Annotated in this window: 30 protein-coding genes; 27 read left to right on the plus strand and 3 right to left on the minus strand. The window is 68.3% G+C overall.

What is annotated here, in order from left to right; all coding sequences use genetic code 11:
* Window positions 1-5: 5 nt before the first annotated feature.
* The 25 genes from OG842_RS27235 (at window position 6) to OG842_RS27355 (ending at window position 21,055) form a co-directional block, all read left to right on the plus strand.
* Window positions 6-281, plus strand: a complete 276-nt coding sequence (locus OG842_RS27235) for an HNH endonuclease (RefSeq protein ID WP_266733327.1) — start codon at window positions 6-8, stop codon at window positions 279-281.
* Window positions 282-284: 3 nt separating this feature from the next.
* Window positions 285-722 carry a hypothetical protein gene (locus OG842_RS27240; RefSeq protein ID WP_266733328.1) on the plus strand — a complete coding sequence of 146 codons (438 nt, stop codon included), beginning with the start codon at window positions 285-287 and terminating at the stop codon, window positions 720-722.
* A 258-nt stretch (window positions 723-980) separates the two neighbouring features.
* Complete coding sequence (locus tag OG842_RS27245; protein WP_266733329.1) at window positions 981-1,238, plus strand: hypothetical protein; 258 nt, start codon at window positions 981-983, stop codon at window positions 1,236-1,238.
* On the plus strand, window positions 1,198-2,706 hold the full coding sequence (locus OG842_RS27250) for a terminase (protein WP_266733330.1): 1,509 nt from the start codon (window positions 1,198-1,200) through the stop codon (window positions 2,704-2,706). The genes OG842_RS27245 and OG842_RS27250 overlap by 41 nt, the downstream gene beginning before the upstream one ends.
* A gap of 13 nt (window positions 2,707-2,719) precedes the next feature.
* Window positions 2,720-3,868, plus strand: a complete 1,149-nt coding sequence (locus OG842_RS27255; RefSeq protein ID WP_266733332.1) for a phage portal protein — start codon at window positions 2,720-2,722, stop codon at window positions 3,866-3,868.
* On the plus strand, window positions 3,865-4,542 hold the full coding sequence (locus OG842_RS27260) for an HK97 family phage prohead protease (RefSeq protein ID WP_266733334.1): 678 nt from the start codon (window positions 3,865-3,867) through the stop codon (window positions 4,540-4,542). The genes OG842_RS27255 and OG842_RS27260 overlap by 4 nt, the downstream gene beginning before the upstream one ends.
* A gap of 92 nt (window positions 4,543-4,634) precedes the next feature.
* Entirely contained in the window at window positions 4,635-5,873 is a 1,239-nt protein-coding gene (locus OG842_RS27265; protein WP_266733336.1) for a phage major capsid protein, read from the plus strand.
* Window positions 5,874-5,952: 79 nt separating this feature from the next.
* A complete protein-coding gene (locus OG842_RS27270; protein WP_266733338.1) occupies window positions 5,953-6,162 on the plus strand; it encodes a hypothetical protein in 210 nt (69 codons plus the stop codon).
* Between the two features lie 9 nt (window positions 6,163-6,171).
* Window positions 6,172-6,717, plus strand: coding sequence for a head-tail connector protein (locus tag OG842_RS27275; RefSeq protein ID WP_266733339.1), 546 nt, complete (start codon window positions 6,172-6,174; stop codon window positions 6,715-6,717).
* The gene (locus OG842_RS27280) at window positions 6,717-7,184 is read left to right on the plus strand and encodes a hypothetical protein (RefSeq protein WP_266733341.1); all 468 of its coding nucleotides are present in this window, start codon (window positions 6,717-6,719) and stop codon (window positions 7,182-7,184) included. Before OG842_RS27275 ends, OG842_RS27280 begins: the two co-directional genes overlap by 1 nt.
* 28 nt (window positions 7,185-7,212) lie before the next feature.
* Window positions 7,213-7,431: a hypothetical protein gene (locus tag OG842_RS27285; protein WP_266733343.1), complete on the plus strand. Its 219-nt coding sequence runs from the start codon at window positions 7,213-7,215 to the stop codon at window positions 7,429-7,431.
* Between the two features lies 1 nt (window position 7,432).
* Window positions 7,433-8,419 (plus strand): phage tail tube protein, encoded by a 987-nt coding sequence (locus tag OG842_RS27290; RefSeq protein ID WP_328512557.1) that lies wholly within the window; start codon window positions 7,433-7,435, stop codon window positions 8,417-8,419.
* Between the two features lie 281 nt (window positions 8,420-8,700).
* Window positions 8,701-8,943, plus strand: coding sequence for a hypothetical protein (locus OG842_RS27295; protein ID WP_266733347.1), 243 nt, complete (start codon window positions 8,701-8,703; stop codon window positions 8,941-8,943).
* Between the two features lie 8 nt (window positions 8,944-8,951).
* Window positions 8,952-9,410 (plus strand): hypothetical protein, encoded by a 459-nt coding sequence (locus tag OG842_RS27300; protein WP_266733349.1) that lies wholly within the window; start codon window positions 8,952-8,954, stop codon window positions 9,408-9,410.
* A gap of 139 nt (window positions 9,411-9,549) precedes the next feature.
* On the plus strand, window positions 9,550-13,047 hold the full coding sequence (locus tag OG842_RS27305) for a hypothetical protein (protein ID WP_266737194.1): 3,498 nt from the start codon (window positions 9,550-9,552) through the stop codon (window positions 13,045-13,047).
* The gene (locus tag OG842_RS27310) at window positions 13,044-15,359 is read left to right on the plus strand and encodes a phage head spike fiber domain-containing protein (protein ID WP_266737193.1); all 2,316 of its coding nucleotides are present in this window, start codon (window positions 13,044-13,046) and stop codon (window positions 15,357-15,359) included. The genes OG842_RS27305 and OG842_RS27310 overlap by 4 nt, the downstream gene beginning before the upstream one ends.
* Before the next feature lie 7 nt (window positions 15,360-15,366).
* The gene (locus OG842_RS27315) at window positions 15,367-15,819 is read left to right on the plus strand and encodes a hypothetical protein (protein WP_266737192.1); all 453 of its coding nucleotides are present in this window, start codon (window positions 15,367-15,369) and stop codon (window positions 15,817-15,819) included.
* Window positions 15,820-15,821: 2 nt separating this feature from the next.
* Complete coding sequence (locus OG842_RS27320) at window positions 15,822-16,322, plus strand: hypothetical protein (protein ID WP_266737191.1); 501 nt, start codon at window positions 15,822-15,824, stop codon at window positions 16,320-16,322.
* Window positions 16,323-16,383: 61 nt separating this feature from the next.
* Window positions 16,384-17,238 (plus strand): N-acetylmuramoyl-L-alanine amidase, encoded by an 855-nt coding sequence (locus OG842_RS27325; RefSeq protein ID WP_266737190.1) that lies wholly within the window; start codon window positions 16,384-16,386, stop codon window positions 17,236-17,238.
* Window position 17,239: 1 nt separating this feature from the next.
* The gene (locus tag OG842_RS27330; protein WP_266737189.1) at window positions 17,240-17,473 is read left to right on the plus strand and encodes a holin; all 234 of its coding nucleotides are present in this window, start codon (window positions 17,240-17,242) and stop codon (window positions 17,471-17,473) included.
* A gap of 145 nt (window positions 17,474-17,618) precedes the next feature.
* Window positions 17,619-17,771 carry a hypothetical protein gene (locus OG842_RS27335; protein WP_266737188.1) on the plus strand — a complete coding sequence of 51 codons (153 nt, stop codon included), beginning with the start codon at window positions 17,619-17,621 and terminating at the stop codon, window positions 17,769-17,771.
* Window positions 17,768-18,427, plus strand: coding sequence for a collagen-like protein (locus tag OG842_RS27340; protein ID WP_266737187.1), 660 nt, complete (start codon window positions 17,768-17,770; stop codon window positions 18,425-18,427). Before OG842_RS27335 ends, OG842_RS27340 begins: the two co-directional genes overlap by 4 nt.
* A gap of 155 nt (window positions 18,428-18,582) precedes the next feature.
* Window positions 18,583-19,767, plus strand: a complete 1,185-nt coding sequence (locus tag OG842_RS27345) for a helix-turn-helix domain-containing protein (RefSeq protein WP_266737186.1) — start codon at window positions 18,583-18,585, stop codon at window positions 19,765-19,767.
* 313 nt (window positions 19,768-20,080) lie between these two features.
* Complete coding sequence (locus OG842_RS27350; protein ID WP_266737185.1) at window positions 20,081-20,230, plus strand: hypothetical protein; 150 nt, start codon at window positions 20,081-20,083, stop codon at window positions 20,228-20,230.
* Window positions 20,231-20,569: 339 nt separating this feature from the next.
* Window positions 20,570-21,055, plus strand: a complete 486-nt coding sequence (locus OG842_RS27355) for a hypothetical protein (protein ID WP_266737184.1) — start codon at window positions 20,570-20,572, stop codon at window positions 21,053-21,055.
* A 309-nt stretch (window positions 21,056-21,364) separates the two neighbouring features.
* On the opposite strand, the gene OG842_RS27360 is transcribed toward OG842_RS27355, so the two are convergent.
* Both OG842_RS27360 and OG842_RS27365 read right to left on the minus strand, forming a co-directional pair.
* A complete protein-coding gene (locus tag OG842_RS27360) occupies window positions 21,365-21,601 on the minus strand; it encodes a helix-turn-helix domain-containing protein (RefSeq protein ID WP_266737183.1) in 237 nt (78 codons plus the stop codon).
* 112 nt (window positions 21,602-21,713) lie between these two features.
* Window positions 21,714-22,664, minus strand: coding sequence for a hypothetical protein (locus tag OG842_RS27365; RefSeq protein WP_328512558.1), 951 nt, complete (start codon window positions 22,662-22,664; stop codon window positions 21,714-21,716).
* A gap of 157 nt (window positions 22,665-22,821) precedes the next feature.
* Here OG842_RS27365 and OG842_RS27370 point away from each other — a divergent pair, with 157 nt between their 5' ends.
* Together OG842_RS27370 and OG842_RS27375 are read left to right on the plus strand one after the other, a co-directional pair.
* Window positions 22,822-23,031 carry a hypothetical protein gene (locus tag OG842_RS27370; protein ID WP_266737181.1) on the plus strand — a complete coding sequence of 70 codons (210 nt, stop codon included), beginning with the start codon at window positions 22,822-22,824 and terminating at the stop codon, window positions 23,029-23,031.
* Between the two features lie 270 nt (window positions 23,032-23,301).
* The gene (locus tag OG842_RS27375; RefSeq protein WP_266737180.1) at window positions 23,302-24,540 is read left to right on the plus strand and encodes a hypothetical protein; all 1,239 of its coding nucleotides are present in this window, start codon (window positions 23,302-23,304) and stop codon (window positions 24,538-24,540) included.
* Between the two features lie 275 nt (window positions 24,541-24,815).
* Here OG842_RS27375 and OG842_RS27380 read toward each other — a convergent pair whose 3' ends face one another.
* Complete coding sequence (locus OG842_RS27380) at window positions 24,816-25,112, minus strand: GYD domain-containing protein (protein WP_266737179.1); 297 nt, start codon at window positions 25,110-25,112, stop codon at window positions 24,816-24,818.
* Window positions 25,113-25,252 lie beyond the last annotated feature (140 nt).

The raw sequence follows: 25,252 nt of genomic DNA on the forward strand, positions 1-25,252 counted from the left end.
CGCCCGTGGTCCGCAACCCCCGCAACGGGCGCCCCTACCGCCGACTCGTCGCCGCTGTGAAGGCCATGCGGCAACCCTGCTGGCTCTGCGGGCACGACATCCCGCCCGGCCTGGACGCCCGGCACCCGCTCAGCTTCACCCTGGACCACCTCGTACCGCTCAGCCGCGGCGGCAGCCTCCTCGACCCAGCCAACGCCCGCTCAGCACACCGGCGATGCAACTCCGCGAGAGGCAACCGCACCGAGGCGCGGCCGAAGCAGCCCTCATCCCGAAGGTGGTGAGCCGTGCTGTACGTCATCACCGGCCCGCCGGCCGCCGGGAAGTCCTCGTACATCCGGGCCCACGCCACCGCCCGGGACATCGTCATCGACCTCGACCTCATGGCCCTCGCGATGGCCGGCCCCGGCGCCGACCATCACGCGCACGGCGACGTGCTGATGAAGGTCGTGCACCGAGCCCGGTTCGCCGCACTCAACGAGGCGTACCAGCACCTCGACACCACCGACGTCTACGTCATCCACACCCAGCCCAGTGCCAGAGCCCTGGTCAAGTACAAGCGGCTCAAGGCCCGCATCATCACCGTGGACCCAGGCGAGGCCATCGTCATGCAGCGCATCGAGGCCATGCGGCAGCCAGGCATGAAGGCCGTGGCAACCCGGTGGTACCGGGCCCGGCGAGGGCAGTCACGCAGCGCGATGCCGCAGGCATCCCGGCAGTGGTGACCCGACGTCACCGGCAGTGAATAGCAGCCCGTGACCGAGGCTCGGTGGCAACCGATTGAGTCCGGCCGACGACTCCGATCAAGATCGGTCGGGCGGATCGGGGCCATTCTTTGAGGTCAGGACCGGGCGACCCAAACGCCCTTGTCGCCCTGTTTTTTGCGCGACTGATTTCAAAGACGATCTTGACCCGAATCTCAACGCTGACCCCAAGATCATCGCTACTCACGGTGACGTAACGCAGGGTGATGGGGGTGGCTTGTGATCGCCGACGAAGTTCGTGAAGAGCTTGACAAACTGGGTGTGACCTCGGTGTCTCCTGGTCTTTCGGCAGTAGCGCTCAAGCTCGCCGCGGCCCTCGATGCGCTCGGCGCCGATGACGCTCCGACATCACAGGCGGTCGTCGCCGACAAACTGACCGCAGTCCTGACGAAGCTGCGCAACCTTGCGCCTCCTGCCGCGGAAGGGGATGCGCTCGATGACCTCGCTGCTCGACGGGCCCAGCGCCGTGGCGCCTGATGCCCCGCTTCGTGGCTCGCAGATGCCGCGCATCACGACCGTGCCGTCGACTCGGCTCTCGTCCTCCGGGCAAGAGGCCGTCGAACTGGCGGCGCTTGCCGGGTTGAAGCTCGACCCGTGGCAGCAACACGTTCTCGACATGGGGCTGTCGGAGCGGGCCGACGGCTCGTGGTCGGCGTTCGAGGTCGCCGTCAACGTGCCGCGGCAGAACGGGAAGGGGGGCGTGATCGAGGCCCGCGAGTTGGCCGGGCTGTTTCTCCTCGGCGAAAAGCTCATCTTGCACTCGGCACACGAGTTCAAGACGTCGATCGTGGCGTTCAAGCGGATTGAGCAACTCATCATGGGATGCCCTGACCTGCGGAAACGTGTCCTGCGGGTGCGGCGAACGACCGGCGAGGAAGCCGTCGAACTGGTCACTGGGCAGGTGCTCCGCTTTCTCGCCCGTTCCGGTGGGTCCGGTCGTGGTTTTACCGGGGACTGCAACGTCTTGGACGAGGCGATGATTCTCGGCGATGACGCGATGGGCGCGCTGATGCCGACCATGTCCGCTGTGCCGAACCCGCAGATCTGGTACCTCGGTTCGGCCGGGATCGGGTCGCCGTCGGTGCAGCTCGGCCGTCTGCGGGCCCGTGCGGTGGCCGCTGTGGAGGCTGGGGAGCCTGACCCGTCGCTCGCGTACTTCGAGTGGTCTGTCGACCCGCACAGGGCCGAATGCGCCATCGGGTGTACGGACCACGCCGACGCCGACGACCCCCGTGCGTGGGCGGTCGCGAATCCGGCGCTGGGGATCCGTATCAGCAGCGAGCACGTTCGGAACGAGCGGCTGTCCATGGGTGGCGGCGGGATCTTCGAGCGCGAGCGGCTTGGTGTCGGGGACTACCCGACGGACGGGGCCGATACGTGGCAGGTCATCGGAGAGGACGCCTGGCGGGCCCTAGCGGCTGCCGAGTCGCAGCCAGAGGGCGCGGTTGCCTTCGCGGTCGACGCGACGCCGGAGCGGTCGCACGCGGCGATCGCGGCGGCCGGGACGTGGCGCGGCGGTACACACGTGGAGGTTATCGACCACCGGCCCGGGATGGGCTGGGTCGTGGCCCGCGCGAAGGAGCTCCACGCGCGGTGGAAGCCGCGGGCGTGGGTGGTCGACGCGGGCGGCCCGGCCGGATCCCTCATCAAGGAGCTGGCCGATGAGCTCGACGTGGAGATTGTGAGCCCGAAGGCGCGCGAGGTCGCGGCGGCGGCCGGCCAGTTCTTCGACGCGGTGGCCGATCAGTCGCTGTCACACCTGGACCAGGCGCCCCTGACGACGGCTCTGGCGGGCGCACAGAAGCGCCCCCTGGGCGATGCGTGGGCATGGGCCCGGCGGGGCGTAGGCGTGGACATCAGCCCGCTGGTGGCTGTGACGAACGCGAAATGGGGCCTTGGTGCCGAGGTCGAAGAGGTCGGCGAAGTTGTCGACAACGTGTGGTGAAGGGCGGTTCCCGATGAGCTGGTGGTGGCCCTTCCGTCGCACGGCGGCGCGATCGATCTCGTTTCAGGACGTCTGGGGGTCTGGCGGCAACGCGCATCTGCTGACGGGTGCTGGTCAGGAGCGTGCGCTCCGCCTGGCCCCGGTGTACGCAGCGACGAGGCTGCTGTCGGACGCGGTGGCGTCGATGCCGCTGAAGTCCTACCTGGGCGAGGGCGCGGCCCGGCGGCCGATCCCCACCCCGCAGATCTTCAAGAAGCCTGCTGCGGTGGGAGTGCGGTACGACTGGCTGCACCGGTGCATGACGTCGTTGACTCTGCGCGGCAACGCGTACGGGCTCGTCGTGGCCCACGACGCGAACGGGTGGCCGACTCAGGTGGAGTGGCTGCACCCCGACGACGTGCACGTCGCGGATAACTTCGCGCCGGTGCCTGTCTGGTACTACCAGGGGCGGCGCCTGGAACCGGGCGAGATGTTCCACATCCCGGCGTACACGCTCCCCGGTCAGATCCTGGGATTGTCGCCGGTCGCGTACTTCGCGACGACGACGGACACCGGCTTGCTCGCCGAGGAGTTCGGTCGCGACTGGTTCTCGAACGGCAGCACGCCGGCCGCTGTGCTGGAGACGGATCGGGAGATCTCGAAGGAGACGGCGGGCATCCTGAAGGCCAGGTTCAAGGAGGCTGCGGCCGGGCGTGACGTCGTTGCTCTGGGGCTCGGCACGAAGTACCGGCCGATCTCGGTGCCCGCGAACGAAAGCCAGTTCCTGGAGACCATCAAGGCGACCGCGAACCAGATCGCCGCAATCTACGGGGTGCCGCCCGAGAAGATCGGCGGCGAGACAGGTGGCAGTCTCACCTACGCCACCGTTGAGCAGAACAGCATCGATCTGCTGACGTGGACACTACGCCCGTGGCTGGCCCGTCTCGAAGAGGCACTGTCGACGCTGCGGCCCCCAGCCGAGGACGTCCAGTTCAACGCGGACGCGATGCTACGCACGGACACCTTGACCCGGTACCAGACGTACCGGATCGCCCGGCAGATCGGACTGCGGAACACCGACGAGCTGCGGTACCTCGAAGACCTGGAGCCCCTGCCGAACGGGCAGGGAACTGACTACACACCGCTGGTGAACGTGCCACCCGACGGAAGCGAGAAACCGTGAACGAGGCAGAGCGCCGGTTCACCCGTGGCCTCGTCGAGGTCCGGGCGGCCGGAGAGACCAGGACCATCGGCGGGTACGCCGCGAAGTTCAACACCCTGTCCAGGAACCTGGGCGGGTTTGTCGAGCGAATCGACCCGGGGTTCTTCGCGAAGTCCGAGGGCGACGGGTGGCCGCGGGTGATGGCCCGCTACAACCACGACAACAACATGCTCCTCGGGACCAGCCGTTCGGGCACGCTGCGGCTGATCACGGACGGCACCGGCCTGGACTACAGCGTCGATGTGCCGGCCGCCCGCGCGGACGTGTACGAGCTGGTGCAGCGCGGCGACGTCGCCGAGTCGTCGTTCGCGTTCCGCACGTTGGCCGACGACTGGTCCATGACCGAGGACGGATTCCCCGTGCGGACGCTCCTTGCGGGGCAGCTGGTCGACGTTGCGCCGGTGAACGACCCCGCGTACCTGGACACGTCCACCGGGCTGCGGTCCCTCGCAGAGCGCGCGGGCGCCGAACTTGAAGAGGTCCGGGCCGCGGCGGCGGCCGGTGACCTGAAGCCGTTCGTGGCGCCGCAGCGCACCATGATTGATCTTGCGCCGACTGGCGGGCAGGGCGACACCCACCCGCCGCTGGCGTTGCGGCAGCGGCGTGCCGAGCTGTATCGGCGCCGCACCTTCTGAGGCAGGGCGACACCCACCTCTCCACCCCACCCATTCAGGCACCCCAGCCGACCGGCTGAGGGTGTCGTCGTCATGCCCCGGGAGGGCACCCCATGACTGAGTACATCAAGCGTCTCCAGGAGCGCCGCGCCAATGTGTGGGAGCAGGCCAAGGCCCTGCTCGATACGGCGGAGGGCGAGAAGCGTGAGCTGACCGCCGAGGAGGAGCAGACCTACCAGCGCCTCAACGGGGACCTGGACGCCATCGACGCGCGGGCCAAGGACATGGCCGACGCCGAGCAGCGCGCCGCCGACGCCAACGCCGCGTTCTCCAAGCTCCTCGACAAGCCCGCGGCTCCGGAGGCCCGGACCTCGGACGATCCGTCCGAGCAGCTGCGTTCGTGGCTGACCGGCAAGTCGGGCTCCCGTGCGTTCGAGGTGCGGCCGGGCGCGGACACGCCGCGCGACATGCGGGCCCTGTCCAAGCTCACCCCTGCGGCTGGCGGGAACACCGTCCCCATCTCGTTCTACAACCAGCTGGTTCAGCACATGATCGAGACGTCTGGTGTTCTCCAGACTGGGCCGACGGTGCTGCGGACCGCGTCCGGTGAGCAGATGCAGATCCCGAAGACCACCGCGCACAGCGCGTCGGCGGGCATCGTGGCCGAGGCCGGCCCGCTCACGAACAACGAGCCGACGTTCGGGCAGGTCCCGCTTGACGCGTACAAGTACGGGTTCCTGCTCCAGACCTCTCACGAACTGGTCAACGACACCGGTGTCGACCTCGCCGGGTACCTGTCCATGCAGGCCGGACGCGCGCTCGGCAACGGCTTCGGCGCTCACCTGGTGACCGGCACGGGCACGAACCAGCCGAACGGCGTCCTGACCGCAGCCACCCTCGGCGTGACAGGCGCGACCACCGCGGCGGCCGGCGCCTTCACCGCGGACGAGCTGATCGACCTGTCGTACAGCGTGATCTCCCCGTACCGCAGCAGCACATCGTGCGGCTGGCTGATGCGAGACGCCACGGTCGCAAAGGTCCGGAAGCTGAAGGACCAGCAGGGCCAGTACCTGTGGCAGCCGTCGATTCAGGTCGGCGCCCCGGACACGCTGCTGGGGAAGTCTCTGTACACGGACCCGAACATGCCCGCGGTCGCCCTGGGTGCGAAGTCGGTCCTGTTCGGCGACTTCAGCACGTACTTCGTGCGGCAGGTCGAGACGATCCGCTTCGAGCGGTCCGACGACTTCGCGTTCAACACTGACCTGATCACGTACCGGGCGATCCTGCGCGGCGACGGTGACCAGGTCGACACCACCGGCGCGATCAAGTACTTCGCCGGCAACGCGGCCTGACCCCGTGGGGCCGGTCATCGGCCGGCCCCACCCGCTTCTGCGAGAGGACGAATTCATGCGTGTCCGTATGAGGGTGGCTGTGTCTGGCACCCGCAACGGCCAGGACTGGCCCCCGGCGGGCGGCACCATCGACTTGCCCGAGGCCGAGGCCGAGAGCCTGCTGACGATCGGCATCGCGACCGAGGTCGATGGGGAGCCTGCCGAGGAGAACGCGGCGGCCCCGGGCGACGAGGAGACTGCCACCCCGGCCAAGCCGTCCGGCCGCCGCGCGGCGAAGTCCGCGAGGTAGGGGGCGGGCGTGGCTCTGCTGACCCTGGCCGAAGCGAAAGCCCAGCTCGACATCGAGACCACCACCGACGACACGGAGTTGGAGGCGTACATCGAGGCGCTGACGGCTCCAATTGAGCGCCTAGTGGGCCCGGTGGAGACACGAGAGTTCACTGAGACCGTCGAGGGCAAGGCGGCGTCGCTGTGCCTCACCTGGATTCCGGCGGTGGCCCTGGTCTCGATCACGCCGACGGTGGGCACCGGCGGCGCACTCGATCTGTCCTCGGTGGTGCTGGACCCGGCGACCGGCATCGTCCGTCACCGGGCGGGCACGTTCGCCGGGACGCTGTGGACGGTCACGTACACGGCTGGCCGCGGCACCGTGCCGCCCACGATCAATCTCGCGGCCAGGCTGCTGCTCCAGCACCTGTGGCGTACCCAGTACGGGGCCGCCCGCGGCGGCGGCGGGGCCGACGACTACGCGGTAACCGAGCCCATTCCTGGCTTCGGGTACGCAATCCCGAACCGAGTCCTTGAACTTCTAGAGGCGTACAAGGTCCCGCCGGGGGTGGCGTGATGGCTACGTCCGCAGTACCTGCCGCAGTCGACGCGCTGCTCGCGATCCTGCGGGCTGCGCCTGCTCTGGCTGACGCGAGGATCGTGGACGGCCCGCCGTCTGTGAACCTCACCGAGCGGCACCGCATCTACGTGGGCTGGTCGCCCGGCGCCGATCAGGCCATCGACATTGCTCAGGACTTTGCGTCGGCCGGGGCGCGCACCCGCGACGAGAGCTTCGACATCGCCTGCTACGCCGAGACCCGGGCGGGCGACAAGGACATGGCCCTGCGCCGAACGGCGGTCTTCGAACTCCTGGCAGCCGTTGAGGTTGCGCTGCGTGCCACCGGCGACGCACCCACCGCGCCGACCCTGTCCGGGACCGTCCAGTGGGCGCACCTGACTGCTGGCGGTCTCGTCCAGGAGCAGAGCGACGGCGGGGCCCTGGCCGGTCTGTCGTTCACCGTGACCTGCCGCGCCCGTATCTGATCACCCCACCCACTTGAGGAGTTACGCCATGGCGCGAGTGCGCTACATCGGCGCCGAGCCGGTCACCGTGCCGGAGCTCGGCAGCAAGACGATCCAGCCCGACGAGGTGGTTGAGGTGCCCGATGCCCGTTTCGAGGGCTACCTCTGCCAGCCGCAGACGTGGGAGAGCGTGGAGGAGCCGAAGGCCGATCTGCCTACTCCGAAGAAGATGACGACCGCGGCGAAGGCCGCCTCGAAGGAGGGCTGACATGGCGATCGGTTCCGGGCTCGGTGCCCAGATCGGCATCGCGGCCGAGACGACCTACGGCACGTTCGCCGCGCCGACGAAGTTCATCGAGTTCACGAAGGAAGGGCTTCAGCTCAAGAAGACCACCGCGCAGTCGGCAGGGATCGCGGCGGGGCGGCTGGTGCCGCTCTCCAGCCGACGTGTGGTAACGCAGCGGCAGGCCTCGGGCTCGCTGGACATGGAGGTCACCACCAAGGGCATGGGGGTGCTGCTCCAGACCCTGATGGGGACGAGCGTCACCCCGGTCAAGCAGGCCACCAGTGATGCGTATCTTCAGGCGCATGTCCTCGCGGACACGGCGGGCAAGAGCCTGACGATCCAGAAGGGCGTGCCGCTCACCACGGGCACGGTGACGCGGAAGAACTTCATTGGGTGCAAGATCGTCAGCGCGGAGTTCTCGTGTGAGGTCGGCGGGATGCTGACCGCGTCGTTCGAGATCGATTCGAAGGACTGCCAGGAGACGTCCGTCCTGGCGACCGCGAGCTACCCGACGATGGCCCCGTTCCACTTCGGGCAGATGGGCCTGAAGACTGGCGTGTTCGGGGCCGAGGCGGACCGGTCCGGCATCCGGAAGGTCAGCATCAAGTTCGAGCGGGGCATGGCGGTGGAGCGCTTCTACGCCGGGCAGTCCGGCACGAAGGCCGAGCCGATCAGCAACGACCAGGTCAAGGTCACCGGGTCGATCGAGATGGACTACGTCGACACGGTCCTCGATGACCTTCACACCAGCGATGCGGCCACCAGCCTCGTGTGGGCGTTCACCGGCGCCGAGATCGCCCCCACGTACAACGAGAGCATCTCGTTCAGCCTTCCCGCGATCCGGTTCGACGACGCACCGCCCGTGGTCGAGGGCTTCGACGTCATCAAGCCGACGCTCAACTTCACGGGCCTGTACGACGGGACGAATCCGCTGTCCATCACCTACATGTCCACGGACATCACGCTGTAGCAGGGGGTGGCCCGATGGCTGTCGGCTCTGTACAGATCACTGGCACCGGCCAACTCCTCGAACTACAGCGGCGGCTGCGGGCGGCCGGCCACGAGAACATCCGGGCATCCATGCAGCGGCGGACCCGGCGGGCTGCTGAGCCGATGCGTAACGATCTGCAATCCGCGATCCGCGGGCTACAGATCTCGTCTCCCGGACGGTCCGGGCGGGGTGGCGGCCCGTCGCCGACGACGCGACCTCTGCGAGCGACGATCGCCAGCGCCATTCGGATCAGCGTCCGGGTGTCCGGGAACCCGGGCGCCCGGGTGTGGGTCGACAAGGGGCGTCTGCCGCCGGACCTGCGCCGGATGCCGCAGGTCATCAACGAGGGCCGTATCCGGCACCCCGTGTACGGGAACCGCAGCAGGTGGGTGACGCAGACCGCCCCCCCGCTGTGGTGGGACCGAACTGTCAGAACTCACCGTTCGCGCATGGAGCGCGAGATGGCGCGCGTCCTGGACGACGTGCGCCGCCGACTCGACTAGGAGCAGCAGTGATCGTTTCGTACACCCATGAGGATGGCACCGTCGAGGAGGTCTCGACGGACGACCTGTCCGCCGTCGAGTCCGCCGCCGTCGAGTCGGTCACCGATCTGGAGTGGGACGACGTCGAGCGCGCGCTCAAGAGCCAGCGACCGGGCGCGATGCGGGCCGTGCTGTGGGTCTTCCGCAAGCGGAGCCAGCCGACCTTGAGGTTCAGTGCGTTCGATGTCCCGGCGTGGAAGCGCCGGCTGAAGGCACGGCTGGAGCGAGAGGAGGTTCTCGACCTCGTCGAGACGCTCCGCAAGGACGACAAGGACGGCGACGAGGCCGGGTTCGAGGAGATGCTCGGGTACATGCGGACCCTTGCCCATGACCCGGCCGACGTCGACTGGGCCGTGGCCGAGACGGGCCCAAAAGCCCTGGTGCCGGTGGCCGACCTGCCGTCGGAGGGATCCGCGGCAGCATCCTGACGTACCGGTGGCTGCTCGCCCACCACCTGCACCTCACCCCGCGGGACATTGATCAGCTGTCCCGTGAAGAGCTCACCTCCGCGATTGCGTGGGTCACCCGCTACCAGGCCGATCTGGCTCGCACCGCCGGAGGTGAGTGATGGCGTCCACGACGATGACGTTCACGCTGGAGGGCCGCGACCGGCTGTCCCGCGTGCTCGACAACGCGGGGAACTCGGCGGCCAAGCTGGAGGCCAAGTTGGGCCTGGCGTCGGCGGCAATCCCTGCCGCTGCAGCGCTGGCCCCGCTGGTCGCGCAGACCGGCGCCGCTGCGGTCGCGGTGGCCGCTTTCGGGGCGGCGATCATCCCGCAGGTGATGGCGCTGGGTGAGGCGTCGCAGGCGCAGAAACAGTACGAGGACGCCGTGGCCGAGGGCGGGAAGGCGTCGGATGCTGCGGTCAAGGCCGAGCTTGCGTATCAGCGGCAACTCGCGAAGATGCCGGCCGCGACACGTCAGGCGTCGGCTGCACTGTCGACGCTGAAGGACGGGGTCACGGACTGGTCTGATGCCCTGGCGAAGGACACCATGCCGGTGTTCACGAAGGGCCTGGCGGTGGCGGGCGGTCTGCTGCCGAAGCTGACGCCGATGGTGAAGGGCGCATCGGTCGAGCTGGACCGGTTCATGACCGTACTCGGCGGCGGCATCTCCATGCCCGGATTCGACGCGGCCATGGACAAGTTCAGCGCCTTCGCCACCGGGTCGCTGAAGCGGGCCAACGATGGGCTGATCCACCTGACCCGCACCCTCGGCGACGGGCAGGTTGGCAGCGGCCTCGCCCAGTTCATGGACTACGCCCGCGATCAGGGCCCTCTCGTCGCCGAGACGTTCCGCAGCATCGCGTCGGCGGTCCTGAACATCCTGACTGCCGCTTCCGACGTGGGTGTCGGCGTGCTCCAGCTCGCCAACGCGTTCGCCAAGGTCGTGGCTGCGCTGCCGCCCGGATTCATCACCACGATGTTCCAGGCTGCTGTGGCGATCCGGGCCATCAAGCTGGCGATCAGCGGTGTGCAGTTGGCGGCTGGTGCGTTCGTGCTGGTTCGTGCTCAGATCATGGCGGCTGGCACTGCGGCGATCGGCGCGTCTGGGGCGATGGGTACGCTGCGGGCTGCGTTCCTGGGCATGTCCCGGTCGGCCCGGGTCGCGGTCGCGTCGACCGGTATCGGGCTGCTGGTCCTCGGCCTGATCAAGTTGTCGTCGATCGGGAAGTCCGCGCCGCCGGACGTCGACCGGCTGACGACGTCGCTAGGGAATCTCGCCCGGACTGGCAAGGTGACCGGTGAGGCGGCGAAGGCTTTCGGTAAGGATCTCGGTGGACTGGCCGACTCGCTGCGCGTCCTGTCTCGGCCGTCGAACCTCGATGCCACTCAGCAGTTCCTGACGTCGCTGATCGGCATGGACTCGACGCCGGTCAAGGAAGCGAAGGAAGACCTCGAAGCCGTCGACAAGGCCCTGGCCGGTTTGGTCCAGGGCGGCAAGTCGCAGCTCGCTTCAGCTGCGTTCGACAAGCTGGCCGCAAGCATGAAGAAGAACGGCATGTCGGCGGCCGAGCTGCGCGACAAGCTCGACGGGTACAAGTCGGCCCTGGCGGACCAGGCGTTCGAGCAGCAGCTGGCTGCCGCGTCGATGGGCCTGTTCGGTGCTCAGGCACAGCAGGTTCAGGCGAAGCTGGACGCGCAGAAGGCCAGCGCGGACGGGCTGCGGCAGAGCATCAGCGCGCTGAATGATTCGCACCGCCAGGGTCTCGGCGGCATGATCGGCTTCGAGGCTGCGATGGACGCCGCCACCAAGGCGATCAAGGGCAACGAGAGCGCCCTGAGCATGTCGGGCGGGCAGCTCAACCTCACCAGCGAGAAGGCCCGTACCGCCGCTACCGCGCTCAACGACCTCGCGGCGAAGACCGATGAGGCGGCGGCGCAGGCCCGGCAGTCCGGGGCGTCGTGGGAGAAGGTCAACGGAATCTACGCCCGAGGCCGTGCGCGGCTGATCGAGTCGGCCGACGCGATGGGCCTCAACCGGGAGCAGGCCCGCCGGCTGGCCGACCAGATCCTGCGCACCCCAGACAAGACGGCACGCCTGAAGGGGAATCTGGAGGACCTGCAGGCCAAGCTGTCGTCCGCGAAGTCCCAGCTGGCGAAGGTGCCAGACTCGCGCAAGGCGGCGATCCGGGCGCAGATCTCGGACCTGCAGGAGAAGGTCCGGCAGGCCAAGGCCGCGCTGGCCACGGTCCAGGACAAGACCGTCAGCGTCATGGTCAACTACCGGTCCAGCCAGAACCCGTCCAGCTTCGCGAAGAGCATCGGCGGCTACGCGACGGGTGGCCGGCCGACGCCGGGCGAGTGGGCGTGGGTCGGCGAGCAGGGCCCCGAGCTGGTCCAGTTCAAGGGCGGGGAGACCGTCTACGACCACGGCACATCGATGGGCATGACGTCGCCTCTGGCTGCTGCTGGTCAGGATGCTGGACGTGGCCTGTCCGCCGGGATGGTCGGGTCTACGGCCGGGGTGGAGGCGTCTGCTCGGCGCATGGCGGCTGCGGTGACGGCTGGTGTGCGCGCGGAGCTGGAGATCGCGTCTCCGTCTCGGAAGATGAAGGCGCTCATGGCCGATGTCGGCAAGGGCATCATCATCGGCCTGACCGGCACCAAGGCCAAGATCAGCGCGACGGCAAAGGATCTGGTCAAGGACATCTGGAAGGCGTGGGAGGGCGTCAAGACCAGCAAGGATTCCCGGCTGGTCCAGATGGTCAACCGGGACACGGCCAAGCTCCAGAAGCTGGCCACGAAGCGGGACGCGCTCGCGCAGAAGATCGCGGGGGCGAAGAAGTACGCCGCCGAGTGGACGGCCACCGCCCGAGAGGACGCGTCCCTGTCCGGCCTCGGGATCGAGGAGGGGCAAGTCACGGCTGGCAGTATTCAGGCCGGGCTGGCGGAGAAGCTGGCGAAGATCAAGCAGTTCACCAACTACATCCAGATCCTGGGCAAGCGCGGCCTTGCGAAGTCGATGCTGAAGCAGATCTTGAACATGGGACCGGAGCAGGGATACGCCTATGCTTCAGCGCTGGCCGGGGCGTCAAACTCCACCCTGAAGCAGATCAACAGCCTCCAGTACTCGATCAACTCCACGACGGACAAGCTCGGCAAGACCGGCGCCGACGTCATGTACGACAGCGGCAAACAGGCAGGGAAGGGCTTCCTCACCGGGCTGACCAGTCAGCAGAAGGCGATCGAGGACCAAATGGTCAAGATCGCGAAGGGGATGCAGAAGGCCATCAAGAAGGCCCTCGGCATCAAGTCCCCGTCGCGCGTGATGGCGGAGCTCGGCCGGTATTCCACCGAGGGTCTGGCCGTGGGGCTGACTGAGCGGATGCCGGTCCTCGACCGTGCCCTCGGTGCGGTCACTGACCGGGTCGCGTCCGCGCAGCCGGTCATCGGCCGGCCCGCGGTCGTCGGCGGCGGATCCCCGGGCGGGGTCACCACCGTCAACGTCACGTTCACCGGGCTGGTTACCGACCCGATCGGTACCGCCAAGCAGATCCAGCAGGTCATGGCCGAGTACGCCCGGACTACCGGGCAGCCCGTAGTGCTGGGGAGGATCGCATGACGCGCGTGACCGTAGAGGCCGCATTCGGTACGTCGCTGGCCCAGGCATCCGTCACAGAAGGGACCTGGACAGACATCACTCAGTACACCGATGTAATGAGTGCTGGCATCTCCATCACCCGAGGGGCGGAGAGCGAGCTGTCACAGACGCAGGCGGGCACCTGCACCCTGCGTCTGGACAACACCGATGGCCGGTTCACCCCGGGCAATTCAGGATCTCCGTACTACCCGAACGTGATCGACTCGGTGCCCATCCGGATCAACGTCGCCACCGCCGACACGAACTACGTGCGGAACCCGAGCTTCGAGGGTGGCAGCCTGAATGCGTGGACCTGGTCGCAGGCCGAGATCGCACCGGTCGGATCCCCGGTCCAGTCCGGGACACGAGCGGTCCGCGTGACCTGGAACACCGCTGCCGCCGATGCCTACTTCACGACGACCGTGTACGGGCTGACCATTGGTGCCACGTACACGGCCAGCGTGTACGTATGGGTGGCGGCCGGAGATGTCGCAGTCCGGCTGAGTATGGGCAGCACCCTGTCGGCCGCCTCGCCAACGGCCGGGGCGTATGCCCGGTTGGTGGTGACGTTCACGGCGACCGCCTCGGTGATGCCACTGCGCGTGGTCCCGGCGTCCAGCCCTGCCGCAGGGAACAAGGTGTACGTCGATGCTGTCCAGGTCGAGGCCGGTGGTACGGCCGGTACGTTCTCGTCGACCGGCGCGCAGCTGCACCCGCGGTTCTGGGGGCTGGTGAACCAGTGGCCCGTGCAGTGGGAGGGGCTCTATTCCACGGTCACCGTGACCGCGACAGATGTGTTCGCGGTGCTGTCCCGGGCGGAACAGCAGATGCGGCCCATGCTCGTGCAGGAGACGTTGGTCTGGACTCCTCAGGCGTACTGGCCTATGGACGAGCCAGCCGAGTCTGTCTCGGCGGGCGACGAGTCCGGCCGGGTCGGCCCCTTGTCCCTGGACACTGTTCAGGCCGGGTCAGGTGGTGGGACGCTGGCGTTCGCTGGTGGGGCGGCCCCGCTGGGCTTGGATGGTGCTCCGCTGTTCACTCCGGCGACGGCGTCCACCGGAAAGTACCTGCGGGGCGCAGCTGGCCCGGACTTCCGCAGCGGATCATCGACCAGCTTCCTGGCTGAGGCGTGGATCTCCACCAGCACCGCGGGACGCGCCTTCCTCGCTCTGTCGAGCACCGGAGGCGACGCCTACGTACTGCTGTCCCTCGCAGCCGGGACCGGGTACCTGACGGTGGAAACTAAGCTGCCGGACTCCTCGGCAGTGGTCACGACCGTGGGGGCAGTGTCCCTTGCTAACGGGACCCTCCACCACGTGATCTACGACAGCGCCGTGCAAGAGGTGTACATCGACGGAGTCAGCATCGGCTCCTTCAGCGCGATACAGCAGGTGGGCGACCTGTCCCTTGTCACAGTGGGGGGTACCCATCTGGGCGGCAGCCTGTGGGCAGGGTCCGTCAGCAACGTCGCCCTGTACACCAACCCGATCATGAATGGTGGTCTGCTGGTCAGTCACTACACGTGCGGGACCACGGGATTCGCCGGGGAGACTGCGGACGAGCGCGCTCTGCGTCTCTCCAACTACCTGGGCATCAACTACGGTGACCGCGGCTACTTCACTACGGGCATTGCGCATCAGGCGGCCCTCGGCTCCACAGGGCTGGATCACCTGCGGGAGGTCGAGGCGACTGAGGGCGGGGTCCTGACTGCGGACCGGGATTACCCCGCGATCACTCTCCGGGCCCGCAGCACCCAATACAACCCAACCGCGGCATTCAGCCTGTCATACCCCGACCTGGAGACGGGCGACGTAACCCTGGCGTACGACACGCAGAAGGTCATGAACACGGTGCTCGTGACGCGGCCGGGGGGTGCCACGCAACGAGTCGTCCATGCCGGGTCCCGTGCCGTCCGCGGACCGATCGGCCGGACCGTCGACACGCTGGCCACCAGCGACCTCGTCACCACCGATCTGGGGAACTGGCTGCTGCAGCGGTACGCAGAGCCGAGACCGGAGCTGCGGAACGTGGCCGTGCAGGCGTTCACCATGGGCACCGCCATGTACCGGACGCTGATGACGGCCGATGTCGGCACGGTGGCCACAGTGACCTCTCTGCCCTCACAAGCCCCGTCCGCGGCCATGACGGTCACGGTCGAGGGCTACACCGAAACGATCCGCCACAACGACCACCAGATCTCATTTCACACGTCGTCGACCGCCACCACGTCGGTGTGGGTCCTTGACGATCCCGTGTATTCCGTGCTCGGGTCCACGACCCGCCTCGCCTACTAGGAGTCGCATGCCCGCCGTCATCAAGGTCGTTCGCGCCGAGGCGTTCTACCTTCCTCCGCCGACCGAACCGGTCGACCTCTGGGACGACGTACCGGCCGCTGAACGGGTCTTCCGGTGGATGGAGTACCGCATGCAGCGCCGCGTGCTCCTGCCGGACTCGGACACCGGGGACACCTACTACGCGCGCGTCAACCAGAACCGGTGGATCGCTGACTGCTCGTGCGGGTCCGCACAGGTGGTCAGCCCGACCGACCCCCGCTACGGGTGTACCGAGTGCGGCTGGGGATGGTGCGCGCTGATCTTCCCCGACGACGTCGCCGCGGTCGAGGCCGCGCTGCTGACGCAGCCGAAGCCATACCTGCGGAACTGGTGGCATGACGCCGACCCGGCCAATCCGTCACCGCCGGTCGTTCCCGACCCGCCGACCGACCCGCCGACCGAGCCCACCCCGGAGGTATAGCGATGACGTTCGCCCCCCGTACCTGGGTCGTCGGTGAGGTCGTGACCGGGGCCGTCATGAACCAGGAAATCCGCGACCAGTTCAACTCGATGTTCGACACCTGGACAGGCTGGACTCCGACATGGACGGCAGCCACCACGAACCCAGCCCTCGGCAACGGGAGCATGACCGGCCGGTACATGAAGTGGGGCCGCACCTGCATGGTGAATTTGGAGCTCACGATGGGCTCCACTACCACCTACGGCGCCGGTGTCTGGAGTTTCTCGCTGCCGTTCACTGCCGCGTCCGCGGTGGGATCGCGTGTTGGAATGGCCCAAGCGCTCGGCGGGTCCAACAGGGCTGCTGGGCAGCTCATTGTGGCGCCGGCCGCGACCACGTTGACGTGCTTCTTCCCTGCCAGCACGAGCGTGAGTTTCCTGTCCAACAACGGGGCAACGAACCCGTTTACCTGGGCGGCCACTCATCAGCTCCGTGCCTCGTTCACCTACGAGACCGCCACCTGACCCCCTGATCTTCCGAGCCCCGAGCCGTTGGCCGGGGCTCTTCGCATGTCTGGAGCCCCCTATGGCAACACCCCTGTCCGCCGCCGCTGTTCTCGCCGCTCTTCGCGCGGAGGGTGTGCGCGTCCTCGAGGTCGGCAACTGGCGCACCCACAACCGGAACTCCCGCGGGGCGTGGGGACCGCTGAACGGCAGCATCGTGCACCACACCGTCTCGTCGGGCACCGCGGCCACCGTGCGGATAGTCCGCGATGGCTACGCCGACCTGCCCGGCCCCCTCTGCCACGGAATGATCGCGAAGGACGGCCGGGTGCACATGGTCGGTTGGGGCCGCACGAACCACGCCGGCGGCGGCGACCCCAGGGTGCTGGAGCAGGTCGCCGCCGAGTCCTACGGCGCCCGCCCGACTCCGCCGGCCCGGGGCAACAGCAACGGGGTCGACGGCAACGCGCGGTTCTACGGGTGGGAGTGCGAGAACCTCGGCGATGGCAAAGACCCCTGGCCCAAGGCCCAGTACGACGCGATCGTGCGTGTACAGGCCGCTCTGTGCCGGGCGCACAAGTGGTCGGCAAAGTCCGTGATCGGCCACCTGGAGTGGAGTTCCGACAAGGTCGACCCCCGCGGTTTCGACATGGCCCAGCTCCGCGCCGATGTCGCCGAGCGCCTCAAGCACCCCGCGTCGTGGACGCCTGGCAAGACCACTCCCACCGCCCCGCCGAAGGAGGCGCCCGTGTCGAACACGGACAGCAAGGTCACCGCCCTGCACGCGAACCTGATGGGTATCGGCGAGATTGGCACCACGGCGAAGGGCACCAGCTCGGGCCGCGAGGAGCACGCTGCCGGGTACTTCCTCGCCCACATCCTCAATGAGCTCCGCACCCTCCGCGCGGACGTTGCCGCTCTCAAGAAGGAGTCCTGACATGGCCGCACCCGTCGAAGCGAAGGTGAAGGCCGCAAGCGCCGCAACGTTCCTTGTTGGCATTGCGATCGCCGTGCTGAACGCGATCGTGGCTGACAGCTCGCTGCTCGGTCCGCTGCCGTCGTGGGCGCAGGCCCCGCTCCTCGCCCTGGCCCCGGCCGCCCTCGCGTGGCTGGCCGGCTACCGGGCGAAGCACACCGTCCGCGATGTCGCCGACCCCACCCAGGGTCGCTGACCTGCCCCGCTGAGTACCTCGGGAGGACTGTGTGGACGCTGCTCTACTCACCGCGCTGGGTGCACTACTGACCTCACCGGTAGTAGCGGCAGCGGCCATGTACGGCCACCGGGGCGCCAACCGAGCGGCCCGGGAGGGCGGAGCATTGACCGGCTTCAACAGCTTGACGGACCAGTTGCAGGAGGAGCGGAAAGAGATGCGTTCCGAACTGGCGACGCTGCGCGCTGATTTGTCAGCGGAGCGGGCAGAGAGCGCGCGGTTGCGCCTGCTCGTGACGCAGCTGGGAGGCGCGCCGTGACGCGGGCAGAGCGCCTCTTCTACCGTCGCCGGGTCCTGCTCTGGATCACGGCCGGGATGCTCTTCCTCGGCGGCGCCGTCGCGGTGGCCTTCCTGAAGATCGGGCAGGCCGAAGAGCGCGCCGACCAGATGGCGGCCGAGGCGGACCGGCGCGGCGGCGCAGTGTCGACGCTCGCGACCGATGTCCGCAAGCTCCGCTCGCAGGTCAAGGCCCGCGGCGATACCCCGGCCGCCCCCGACCCCGCGCAGGCGATCGACGACCTGCCGTCACGTGCCGAGGTGCCGGTGCAGATCCCGGGTCCGCCGGGGCCGGTCGGTGCGCGCGGCGAGCGGGGGCCAGCCGGACCTGCCGGACCATCAGCGTCTCCGGGCCCGTCTGGCGCGGCCGGTCAGGATGGCAGCGACTCCACCATCCCCGGGCCAGCCGGTCCTGCGGGCCCGCCTGGCCCTGCGGGAGCGGACGGGGCTGCGGGGAAGGACGGCGCGGCCGGGCGCGACGGCCGGGACGGTCAGACATGCCCCGCCGGCTACTCGCTCCAACCCCCACCGTCCGATCCGGATGCGCTGGTGTGCCGCCGCGACAGTGCACCGAGCAACCCTGGCTCCAGCCCGAGCCCGGCTGTCTTTGGACTGCCGGCCGACCGGCGCCGCTCATGAACCGCCCCCTGTTCCGGCTACGGCCGGGCAGGGGGCATTTCGTGCGTTCGGGATACGCGAAGGCCCCATCAGCACGGGGGCGATGGGGCCTTCGAAGGTACTCACCGAGCCGACGGCGGGTACCGTTCTGGTGTCGAGTCAGAACGGAGTTCAGTATGCACGCTCTTCCGCATGACCACACCGGCGCACGCATCAAGCGCCTCCGATTGGAACGCCACCTCACCCAGAGGGCGCTCTCCGATCTGTCCCAAGTCCCGTACTCCACGCTCACGAAGACCGAGCAGGGCATCCTCCCCGCGTCACCGCACCTGATCGCAAATGTGGCCCGCGCCATGCGGGTCGAGGTCGCCACGGTGACCGGTCAGCCGTACGTCACCGAGCTGCGCGCCGATGAACTCGACGTGCTGATCGCCCCGATCCGTGAGGCCCTGGACGTCTTCGACCTCGGCGCCGACCCGGACATTGCCCCTCGCCCACATGCCCTGATCGTCGCCGATGCCGAGGAACACCTTGTCGCGGTCCGGGCTGGGGAGATCAAACGGGTGGCTGGGGAGCTGCCGGGCCTCATCCTGGAAGCCACCACCGCGGCGCACGCGTCCGGGGGCCGAGGCTCGTGGCAAACCCTGGCGTCGACGTACCGCACTGCCTACGACGTCACCAGCAAGCTGGGCTATGGCGACCTCGCCTCAATCGCTCTCGCCCGGATGGACTGGGCGGCGCAGCGGGCATCCGACGCGGTGGTCAGCGCGATGGGCCGCTACATGCGTGGCCTCACCTACCTGCGGGCTGGCCAGTACCGCACTGGAGACCGACTCGTCCGCGTCGGGCTGGCTGCGCTGGAGCAGGCCGACGCGGGCCGGGAGCGGGATGTTCTCACCGGGCAACTCCACCTCGGCGCCGCAGTGATGGCCGGTCGGGCACACAACGGCGACGCCGCAGCCGGTCACCTGTCGGAAGCAGACCGAATTGCTACGGCAACTGGTGACGCGTCGGAAGTGCACTGGCTCAGCTTCGGCCCGACGAACGTTGCCGTACACCGTGTGTCCGTGTTGGCCGAGCTGGACGAGTACGGTCAAGCCGCTCAAGTCGGCCGGAAGGTCAGCCTTCCGAAGGACTGGCCGGCCAGCCGCCGGAGTCATCACTACGCCGAGCTGGCTCGCGCACAGATGTGGGACGGTTCCTTGGACGACGCGTTCAAGAACCTGTTGCGCGCGCGGAAGGCAGCGCCTCAGCAGGCCCGGTATCACCAGACGGTGCGGGAGACCTACGCAGGGCTGGAGGCAGCGAAGCGTCAGCTGCCCGATTCCTTCCTGTCCTACGGCTCTTGGCTGGGAGTCTGACCTACAGTCACCCTTTGGCCCCGGCTATCACCATGTCGTGATAGTCGGGGCCTTGCCGTGCCCCCACCATGTCATCACCAGCCACTGACATGGAGCCGACCATGCCCCCACCTGCTGCTGCGTTACCAATGCCTGATCTTCCCGATCCAGTGACACTGTCCGACACGCAGCAGCGCGGCGCGAACTGCGTCTTTTGCGCGGCGCCGCTGGCCATGGACGCAGTTCACGACTTCGGGCCGCGCCCGGTGGACGCCCATGGCACGTCGGCCCGCTGGTTTCCCCGCTGCTGCCTCCCCTGTTGGAAGGGCCACCAATGACCGCACTGGCGAAGAAACAGCCCGCACCGGACGCCGAATATCGCACGTTCCTCGGGCACACCCTGGCCTGCGCTGCCTGCCGTGCTGGGGCCGCCTGTGTCACGGCGGTGCGGCTCGGCCGCGCCTGGCGGGAGACGCGCCGGTGAGGGACGAGTCGTCGGACATCATCCCGTGCTACTGCTGGGACGTGGACCCGCAGACGAGTGCCCGGTGCACGCGGGAGCCTGGGCACCAGGGCGACCACTACGACCCGTACCACCGGCCGTCGTGGGACCGCCCCGGCACGCGGTGGCCCGCCGAGCCGGATCCGAGCCCCCGCCCCTGATCTCCCGCTCGCGGCTGCTCATCGCGCCGACCAGCCGCGGGCGGGTCTCACTCCCGCTCGTCCCCGAAGCCGTCGGCGGCCCGGGGCCGAGCGGGCTCCACGTTTCCACCGCCGCATCCCGCCTAGACTGGCTCGGCCGCCACGGAAGGAATGATCACAAATGCGACCCGCGCGCTTCCAAGAATTCGCCGTCGAGACCTTGCTGAAAGCTCCGGACGTGAAGGCCGCCGAGCCCTGGCAGGAGGAAGGCAGGCCGTTCGGGATCCATGTCACGTTTTCCACCGGATCGCAGTTGTGGGCAGCAATCACCGCCGCGTCCACCAGCGACAAGTACGACCGCCCGGAGGTGCCCGTCATAGACGTGCCTCCGGCCGAGGTGCCCGTGCCAGACCTGTACGCCGACGGGAAGATCACCGCTGCGCGGGCAGAACAGTACCTGGCGGCCATGCTCACGAACGCGGGTAACGCCGAGATTGCGAAGGTGTACACCTACACATCCGGCGAGCGAGCGGCCGAGCCGAATGCCCATCCGGGGGTAGGTCTCGTGTTCCACAGCGAGTCCCGGATTTTCGTCCTGTTCCAGCACACGGCCCGTGCTGGCCAGGGCAAGGGCGGGCAGCCTTTCGACTTGCAGTCCGCTTTCTGACTCTCCACCCGGCCGGGCGGGCGGGCGCCCGGCCGGCCGGGTCGGAGTGGCAAGTGCACCACCTCTGTCAGCACCACCCCATCGAGGAGGAACTGATATGTGCAGTCACACCCCCGGACACCGATTCGACCCTGGCCTGTGTGAGGGCGGATGCCCCTCCTGCGGCGCCATCGTGGGCTCCCCGCCTGGCACTCCGACCACTCCCCACCAGCCGCAGGGCTCGCGCGAGATGTGCCCTGGCAGCGGGCAGCCCGCGCTGTAGCCAACCCGGACCAGCCCCGGCTGCGCCGCTTCGGCGGCCGGCCGGGGTTATCCCCCAAGCAGGTCTGCCAGCTTGGTTTCCAGGGCGCGGGCGACCCGCAGCAAGTCGCTTAGCCGGGGGTTGTTGGTGGCGTGCTCGATGCGCTGGACGGTGTCGCGGGAGATACCAGCGCGCTCCGCCAGTGCTTCTTGCGTGAGATTGCACCACATCCGCCGCTCCCGTATCCGGTCGCCGAGGCGTCGGCGCTCGTCGAGGAGCCAGGGCGGATGATCATGGTGCGGCACTCGACAAACACTTTGGCCTGCATAAGCTGATGTCAGCAGCTAGTCAGCTGCATTTTTTGATCTTGCACGGCGCGCTGAGCCCCCGGCAGGATCGGAGACAGGGGGTCAGGTGCTACGGCAGATCACGATCGCGGGACGTCGCCCACCACGCCATCACCTGATACAGCGTCCGCATCCCCAGCACCGACCGCAGCGCGGACAGCTCCGCAGTCACCGTGCGCTCACCGAGCCCAAGCCGCTTCGCCGCCTGCTGCTTGGTGTACCCGGTCTCCAGCTCGACCAGGATCTGTCGCTGCCGACCGGTCGTCACTGTGCCCGCGCCCGACCCCGCGTCGTTCCAGCGGGCGGCCCGATCCCAGAGCGCGGCAAAGACGTGCTCGGCCCAGGCGACACACCCGCGGTCAGTGACGTGCCAGCCCGCGTCAGTGTCGGCCCCGGCGATGATGTGGTTCTCCACGAAGAGGTGCCGCCCGTCCACGATCATCATGCGCGGAAAGGTGCCGCTGAGCGTCCGCACCTGGGCCCCGGCATCGACGATCTGACGGACGTAGGCCGCAGTCTGACCGTGGCTCACTGCGGCGCTGGTGTAGAGGCTGTGCACCTCGGCCCCGGCCTCCAGCGTGTCCACGACGCGCTGCGCGCCGAGGGCGACGATGCGCGGGTCGCGGTCGGCCGGCGCCCCGGGCTGGGTGGTGAGCACGGACGTGGCCGCGGTGGCCGAGACGTCGCCAATGCGTCCGTTCATCGCGTCCCGTGTCGCCAGGTATTCGCTGGCGGGGCCGCCGTACATCCGGTGCGGGTCGTACTCCGCCGCCAGCGATTCCAGGGTGGGGATCCTGTGTATGTGGGTGACGAGGTCGCGGAGCTCTGTAAGTGCGGCGCCCATGAGGCTGTGCGTGATGGCGCGAGGGTCGTGCGCCACCCACGATCCGTCGTGCGGGCGGTGCTCGACCAGGCCCAGCGCGGCAAGGCGCTCGGTGGCGAGACACGGTTCAGGGCGCTCGCCGGCGGCTATCGCCTGGTATGCGGACACCTCGGCGGTACTCAGAGATTTACTCAACATCCGTACAACCCCCATGAGTTCGTGTTGCCGCTTCACGCATATGCCGATTCTGGCACGTCTCATCCCTTGGTTCACTTGTCAATCACGTGTAACCATTCCCTCACTGCATGTTATTCGGGCATATGTTCGAGTCACAGCCAAGTGAAGGGCACCCCCCATGAGAATCCGCGTCCTGGCCGCATCTGCTGTCCTCGCGGCAGCACTGGCCACAACCACCATCCCCGCCATCGCCAACGAGCCCAGCTCTACCCCGGTCCCCGCCGCCACCGCCGACGATCTCGGCTGGGGTGTCATCGGTCCCGGCAGCTCCCCGTCACCCACGCCCACACCCACGGATCTACCGACCGGGGATCTCGGCTGGGGCTGATCGCCAGCTGCACGGCACACCAACGGGGAGATGAGCAAAGAATGTGCGTCCACGTACACCTCGCCACTGCCGGCCTTCCGGGCGGCGTACTCACCTGGGTAGATCGGACGGCCGTGCACACGCGGGTGTACGCAGACGCTGAGCTGGCCCGCGACGGTCAATTGACTGCCGCGGGCTGGGCCGCTGTCGACGGCGCACTCGCGGAGGTCGGCGGCGAGCGCCTGGCTACCGCCGGCCCCTGCCCGCTCCGGCTCGCAAGCTGAGGCGGCCATGGCGTACGCGGAGAAGGTCTACAAGGTCAAGAACGGCGTCAAGACCAAGCAGTTCACCTGGCGGGTCCGATACAGGCGGCCGGACGGGGCATGGGGCAGTGAGCCCGGGTTCCCCACCAAGCGGTTGGCCGAGGAATTTGGCGGGCAGCAGGAGGCCGCCATCCGTGCCGGCCGCTGGGCTGATCCGGCGTTGGCGCAAACCCTGTTTGGTACGTGGGCCCGGGAGTGGATGGCGGCCAAGTCGCCGCGCGGCCGTACAGTGACGACGCGGTGGGCCCGCCTGGAAGCGCACATCCTGCCGCGGTGGGAGTCCACGCCGATCCGGCAAGTCACCTGGTTCGACGCCGAGCAGTGGGCCAACGGCCTGGACTGCGACGACATTACGGCGACGCACTGCCTGACGCTCATGTCCCAGATCCTCACGGGCGCGGTCGACAAGGGCATGATCCTGGCGAACCCGCTCTTCGGCCGCCGCCGGTCTCGGACTGCCGCGGCGAAGGTGGAGCAGTCCGAACGGGAGGATGCCAAGCTCTGGGCGCCGCCCGAGGTGGTGCTTCAGGTGGCCCGGCGTGCTGGGCCGCTCGACGGCATGCACATCCTCACGGTGGCCTTCACGGGGCTCCGCTGGGGTGAAAGCCTGGCTCTCCGCCCGTCGTCGCTGAGCGCACGTGTCGAGTCCGGCTACACCTGCCCCACTCTCGTGGTCGCGGAGGAGGTGGCCGAGTACGCCAAGCGCGGGCCGGCGGGGGAGAAGTTGGGCATGGTGCTGGACCTGGAGCCAGTGAAGACGCGCGAGTCAAAGCGGCAGATCGACCTGCCGCCGTTCCTCGCCGAGCTGCTCGCGGCTCACGCAGCCAGCAGGAAGGGCGAGTTCCTGTTCACGCCGCGTGGAGGCGGCCATTGGCGGCGTGGCAACTTCGGCCGGCAGGTGATGCGGCCCTGCGCGGACGGACGGAAGGCCGTGACGAAGGTGCGCGGGCGGGCGGCGCAGCCCGCAGTCGAGCCCATCATGAAAGGGCTGACGATGCGGGCGCTCAGGCACACGCACGACACATATCAAGAGCAGATCGGCGTGAAGCCTGCGCTCGCCTTCGAGCAAGCCGGGCACCGGCGGCCGGGCATCAAAGCGGTGTATCAGCACCCGACTCCGGACATGCGGCGTGAGAGACTGGACGGGCTTCAGGAGATCTGCGAGAGCGCGATGCGCTCGCTCGGGTGGACGACGGTGTGGGAGTAGACCCCGTCCCCTAAATCTCTCCTAAATGATCTTCAATCTGAAGATCGTTGCAGGTCAGGGAAAGATTAGAGCCGTTCTTACAAAGCAGATGTCGGCGGTTCGAAACCGTCCGCGCCCACCAGTGCGAAGGCCCCCAACCGATCATGGTTGGGGGCCTTCGACGTCTGCTTCTGACATCAATGGGTGCGGTCACTCGCGGTTGGGACGCTGCCGCTTCAGCATCCGGTCCAGGCGACTCACGGCCTCGCGCTGCGCGTCCTGGACGACGTGGGTCGTCAGCCGGCCGCCTTGGCGATGATGCGCTCCATCTCCTCTGGGCCGAAGGCCCGCAGAGTCGTGGAACGGACGTTGCCCACCCCGCCGAGCTGCAGGAGTGCTGCCGTGGCAGTTTCGTCGTCGGGCGCCTCGACGATGGCCACGAGGTCGTACGGACCGACGGTCCAGTAGATGCTCAGGAGCTTCGCCCCGAGCTTCTGTACCGCTGACCCGAAGGCCTCGGAGCGTTTTGCGGTGTCCTTGTAGTTTCGGACCCCTTGATCAGTCCAGCTCAGCAAGGTGACGTACGTCGGCATGTTCTTCCACCCTCACGAGGAGACACATCGTGAGGCCAAGCCTGGACAGCTGGGCTTAAACCTGCACGAAATGCGCACCCGAACGAGCAATACGAGCCACCACAGGCATCGAGGGGCAGGCTGACATCAACGACAGCGGA

The organism is Streptomyces sp. NBC_00376, from assembly GCF_036077095.1.
Taxonomy (GTDB): Bacteria; Actinomycetota; Actinomycetes; order Streptomycetales; family Streptomycetaceae; genus Streptomyces.

Excerpts from the sequence above, each read along its gene's own strand:
- OG842_RS27365 (WP_328512558.1), bottom strand. The coding sequence starts at position 22,664 with ATGTTGAGTAAATCTCTGAGTACCGCCGAGGTGTCCGCATACCAGGCG.
- OG842_RS27370 (WP_266737181.1), top strand. The coding sequence starts at position 22,822 with ATGAGAATCCGCGTCCTGGCCGCATCTGCTGTCCTCGCGGCAGCACTG.
- OG842_RS27310 (WP_266737193.1), top strand. The coding sequence starts at position 13,044 with ATGACGCGCGTGACCGTAGAGGCCGCATTCGGTACGTCGCTGGCCCAG.
- OG842_RS27255 (WP_266733332.1), top strand. The coding sequence starts at position 2,720 with ATGAGCTGGTGGTGGCCCTTCCGTCGCACGGCGGCGCGATCGATCTCG.
- OG842_RS27380 (WP_266737179.1), bottom strand. The coding sequence starts at position 25,112 with ATGCCGACGTACGTCACCTTGCTGAGCTGGACTGATCAAGGGGTCCGA.
- OG842_RS27315 (WP_266737192.1), top strand. The coding sequence starts at position 15,367 with ATGCCCGCCGTCATCAAGGTCGTTCGCGCCGAGGCGTTCTACCTTCCT.
- OG842_RS27375 (WP_266737180.1), top strand. The coding sequence starts at position 23,302 with ATGGCGTACGCGGAGAAGGTCTACAAGGTCAAGAACGGCGTCAAGACC.
- OG842_RS27285 (WP_266733343.1), top strand. The coding sequence starts at position 7,213 with ATGGCGCGAGTGCGCTACATCGGCGCCGAGCCGGTCACCGTGCCGGAG.
- OG842_RS27320 (WP_266737191.1), top strand. The coding sequence starts at position 15,822 with ATGACGTTCGCCCCCCGTACCTGGGTCGTCGGTGAGGTCGTGACCGGG.
- OG842_RS27345 (WP_266737186.1), top strand. The coding sequence starts at position 18,583 with ATGCACGCTCTTCCGCATGACCACACCGGCGCACGCATCAAGCGCCTC.
- OG842_RS27355 (WP_266737184.1), top strand. The coding sequence starts at position 20,570 with ATGCGACCCGCGCGCTTCCAAGAATTCGCCGTCGAGACCTTGCTGAAA.
- OG842_RS27330 (WP_266737189.1), top strand. The coding sequence starts at position 17,240 with ATGGCCGCACCCGTCGAAGCGAAGGTGAAGGCCGCAAGCGCCGCAACG.
- OG842_RS27280 (WP_266733341.1), top strand. The coding sequence starts at position 6,717 with ATGGCTACGTCCGCAGTACCTGCCGCAGTCGACGCGCTGCTCGCGATC.
- OG842_RS27350 (WP_266737185.1), top strand. The coding sequence starts at position 20,081 with ATGACCGCACTGGCGAAGAAACAGCCCGCACCGGACGCCGAATATCGC.
- OG842_RS27305 (WP_266737194.1), top strand. The coding sequence starts at position 9,550 with ATGGCGTCCACGACGATGACGTTCACGCTGGAGGGCCGCGACCGGCTG.
- OG842_RS27250 (WP_266733330.1), top strand. The coding sequence starts at position 1,198 with ATGACCTCGCTGCTCGACGGGCCCAGCGCCGTGGCGCCTGATGCCCCG.
- OG842_RS27265 (WP_266733336.1), top strand. The coding sequence starts at position 4,635 with ATGACTGAGTACATCAAGCGTCTCCAGGAGCGCCGCGCCAATGTGTGG.
- OG842_RS27290 (WP_328512557.1), top strand. The coding sequence starts at position 7,433 with ATGGCGATCGGTTCCGGGCTCGGTGCCCAGATCGGCATCGCGGCCGAG.
- OG842_RS27325 (WP_266737190.1), top strand. The coding sequence starts at position 16,384 with ATGGCAACACCCCTGTCCGCCGCCGCTGTTCTCGCCGCTCTTCGCGCG.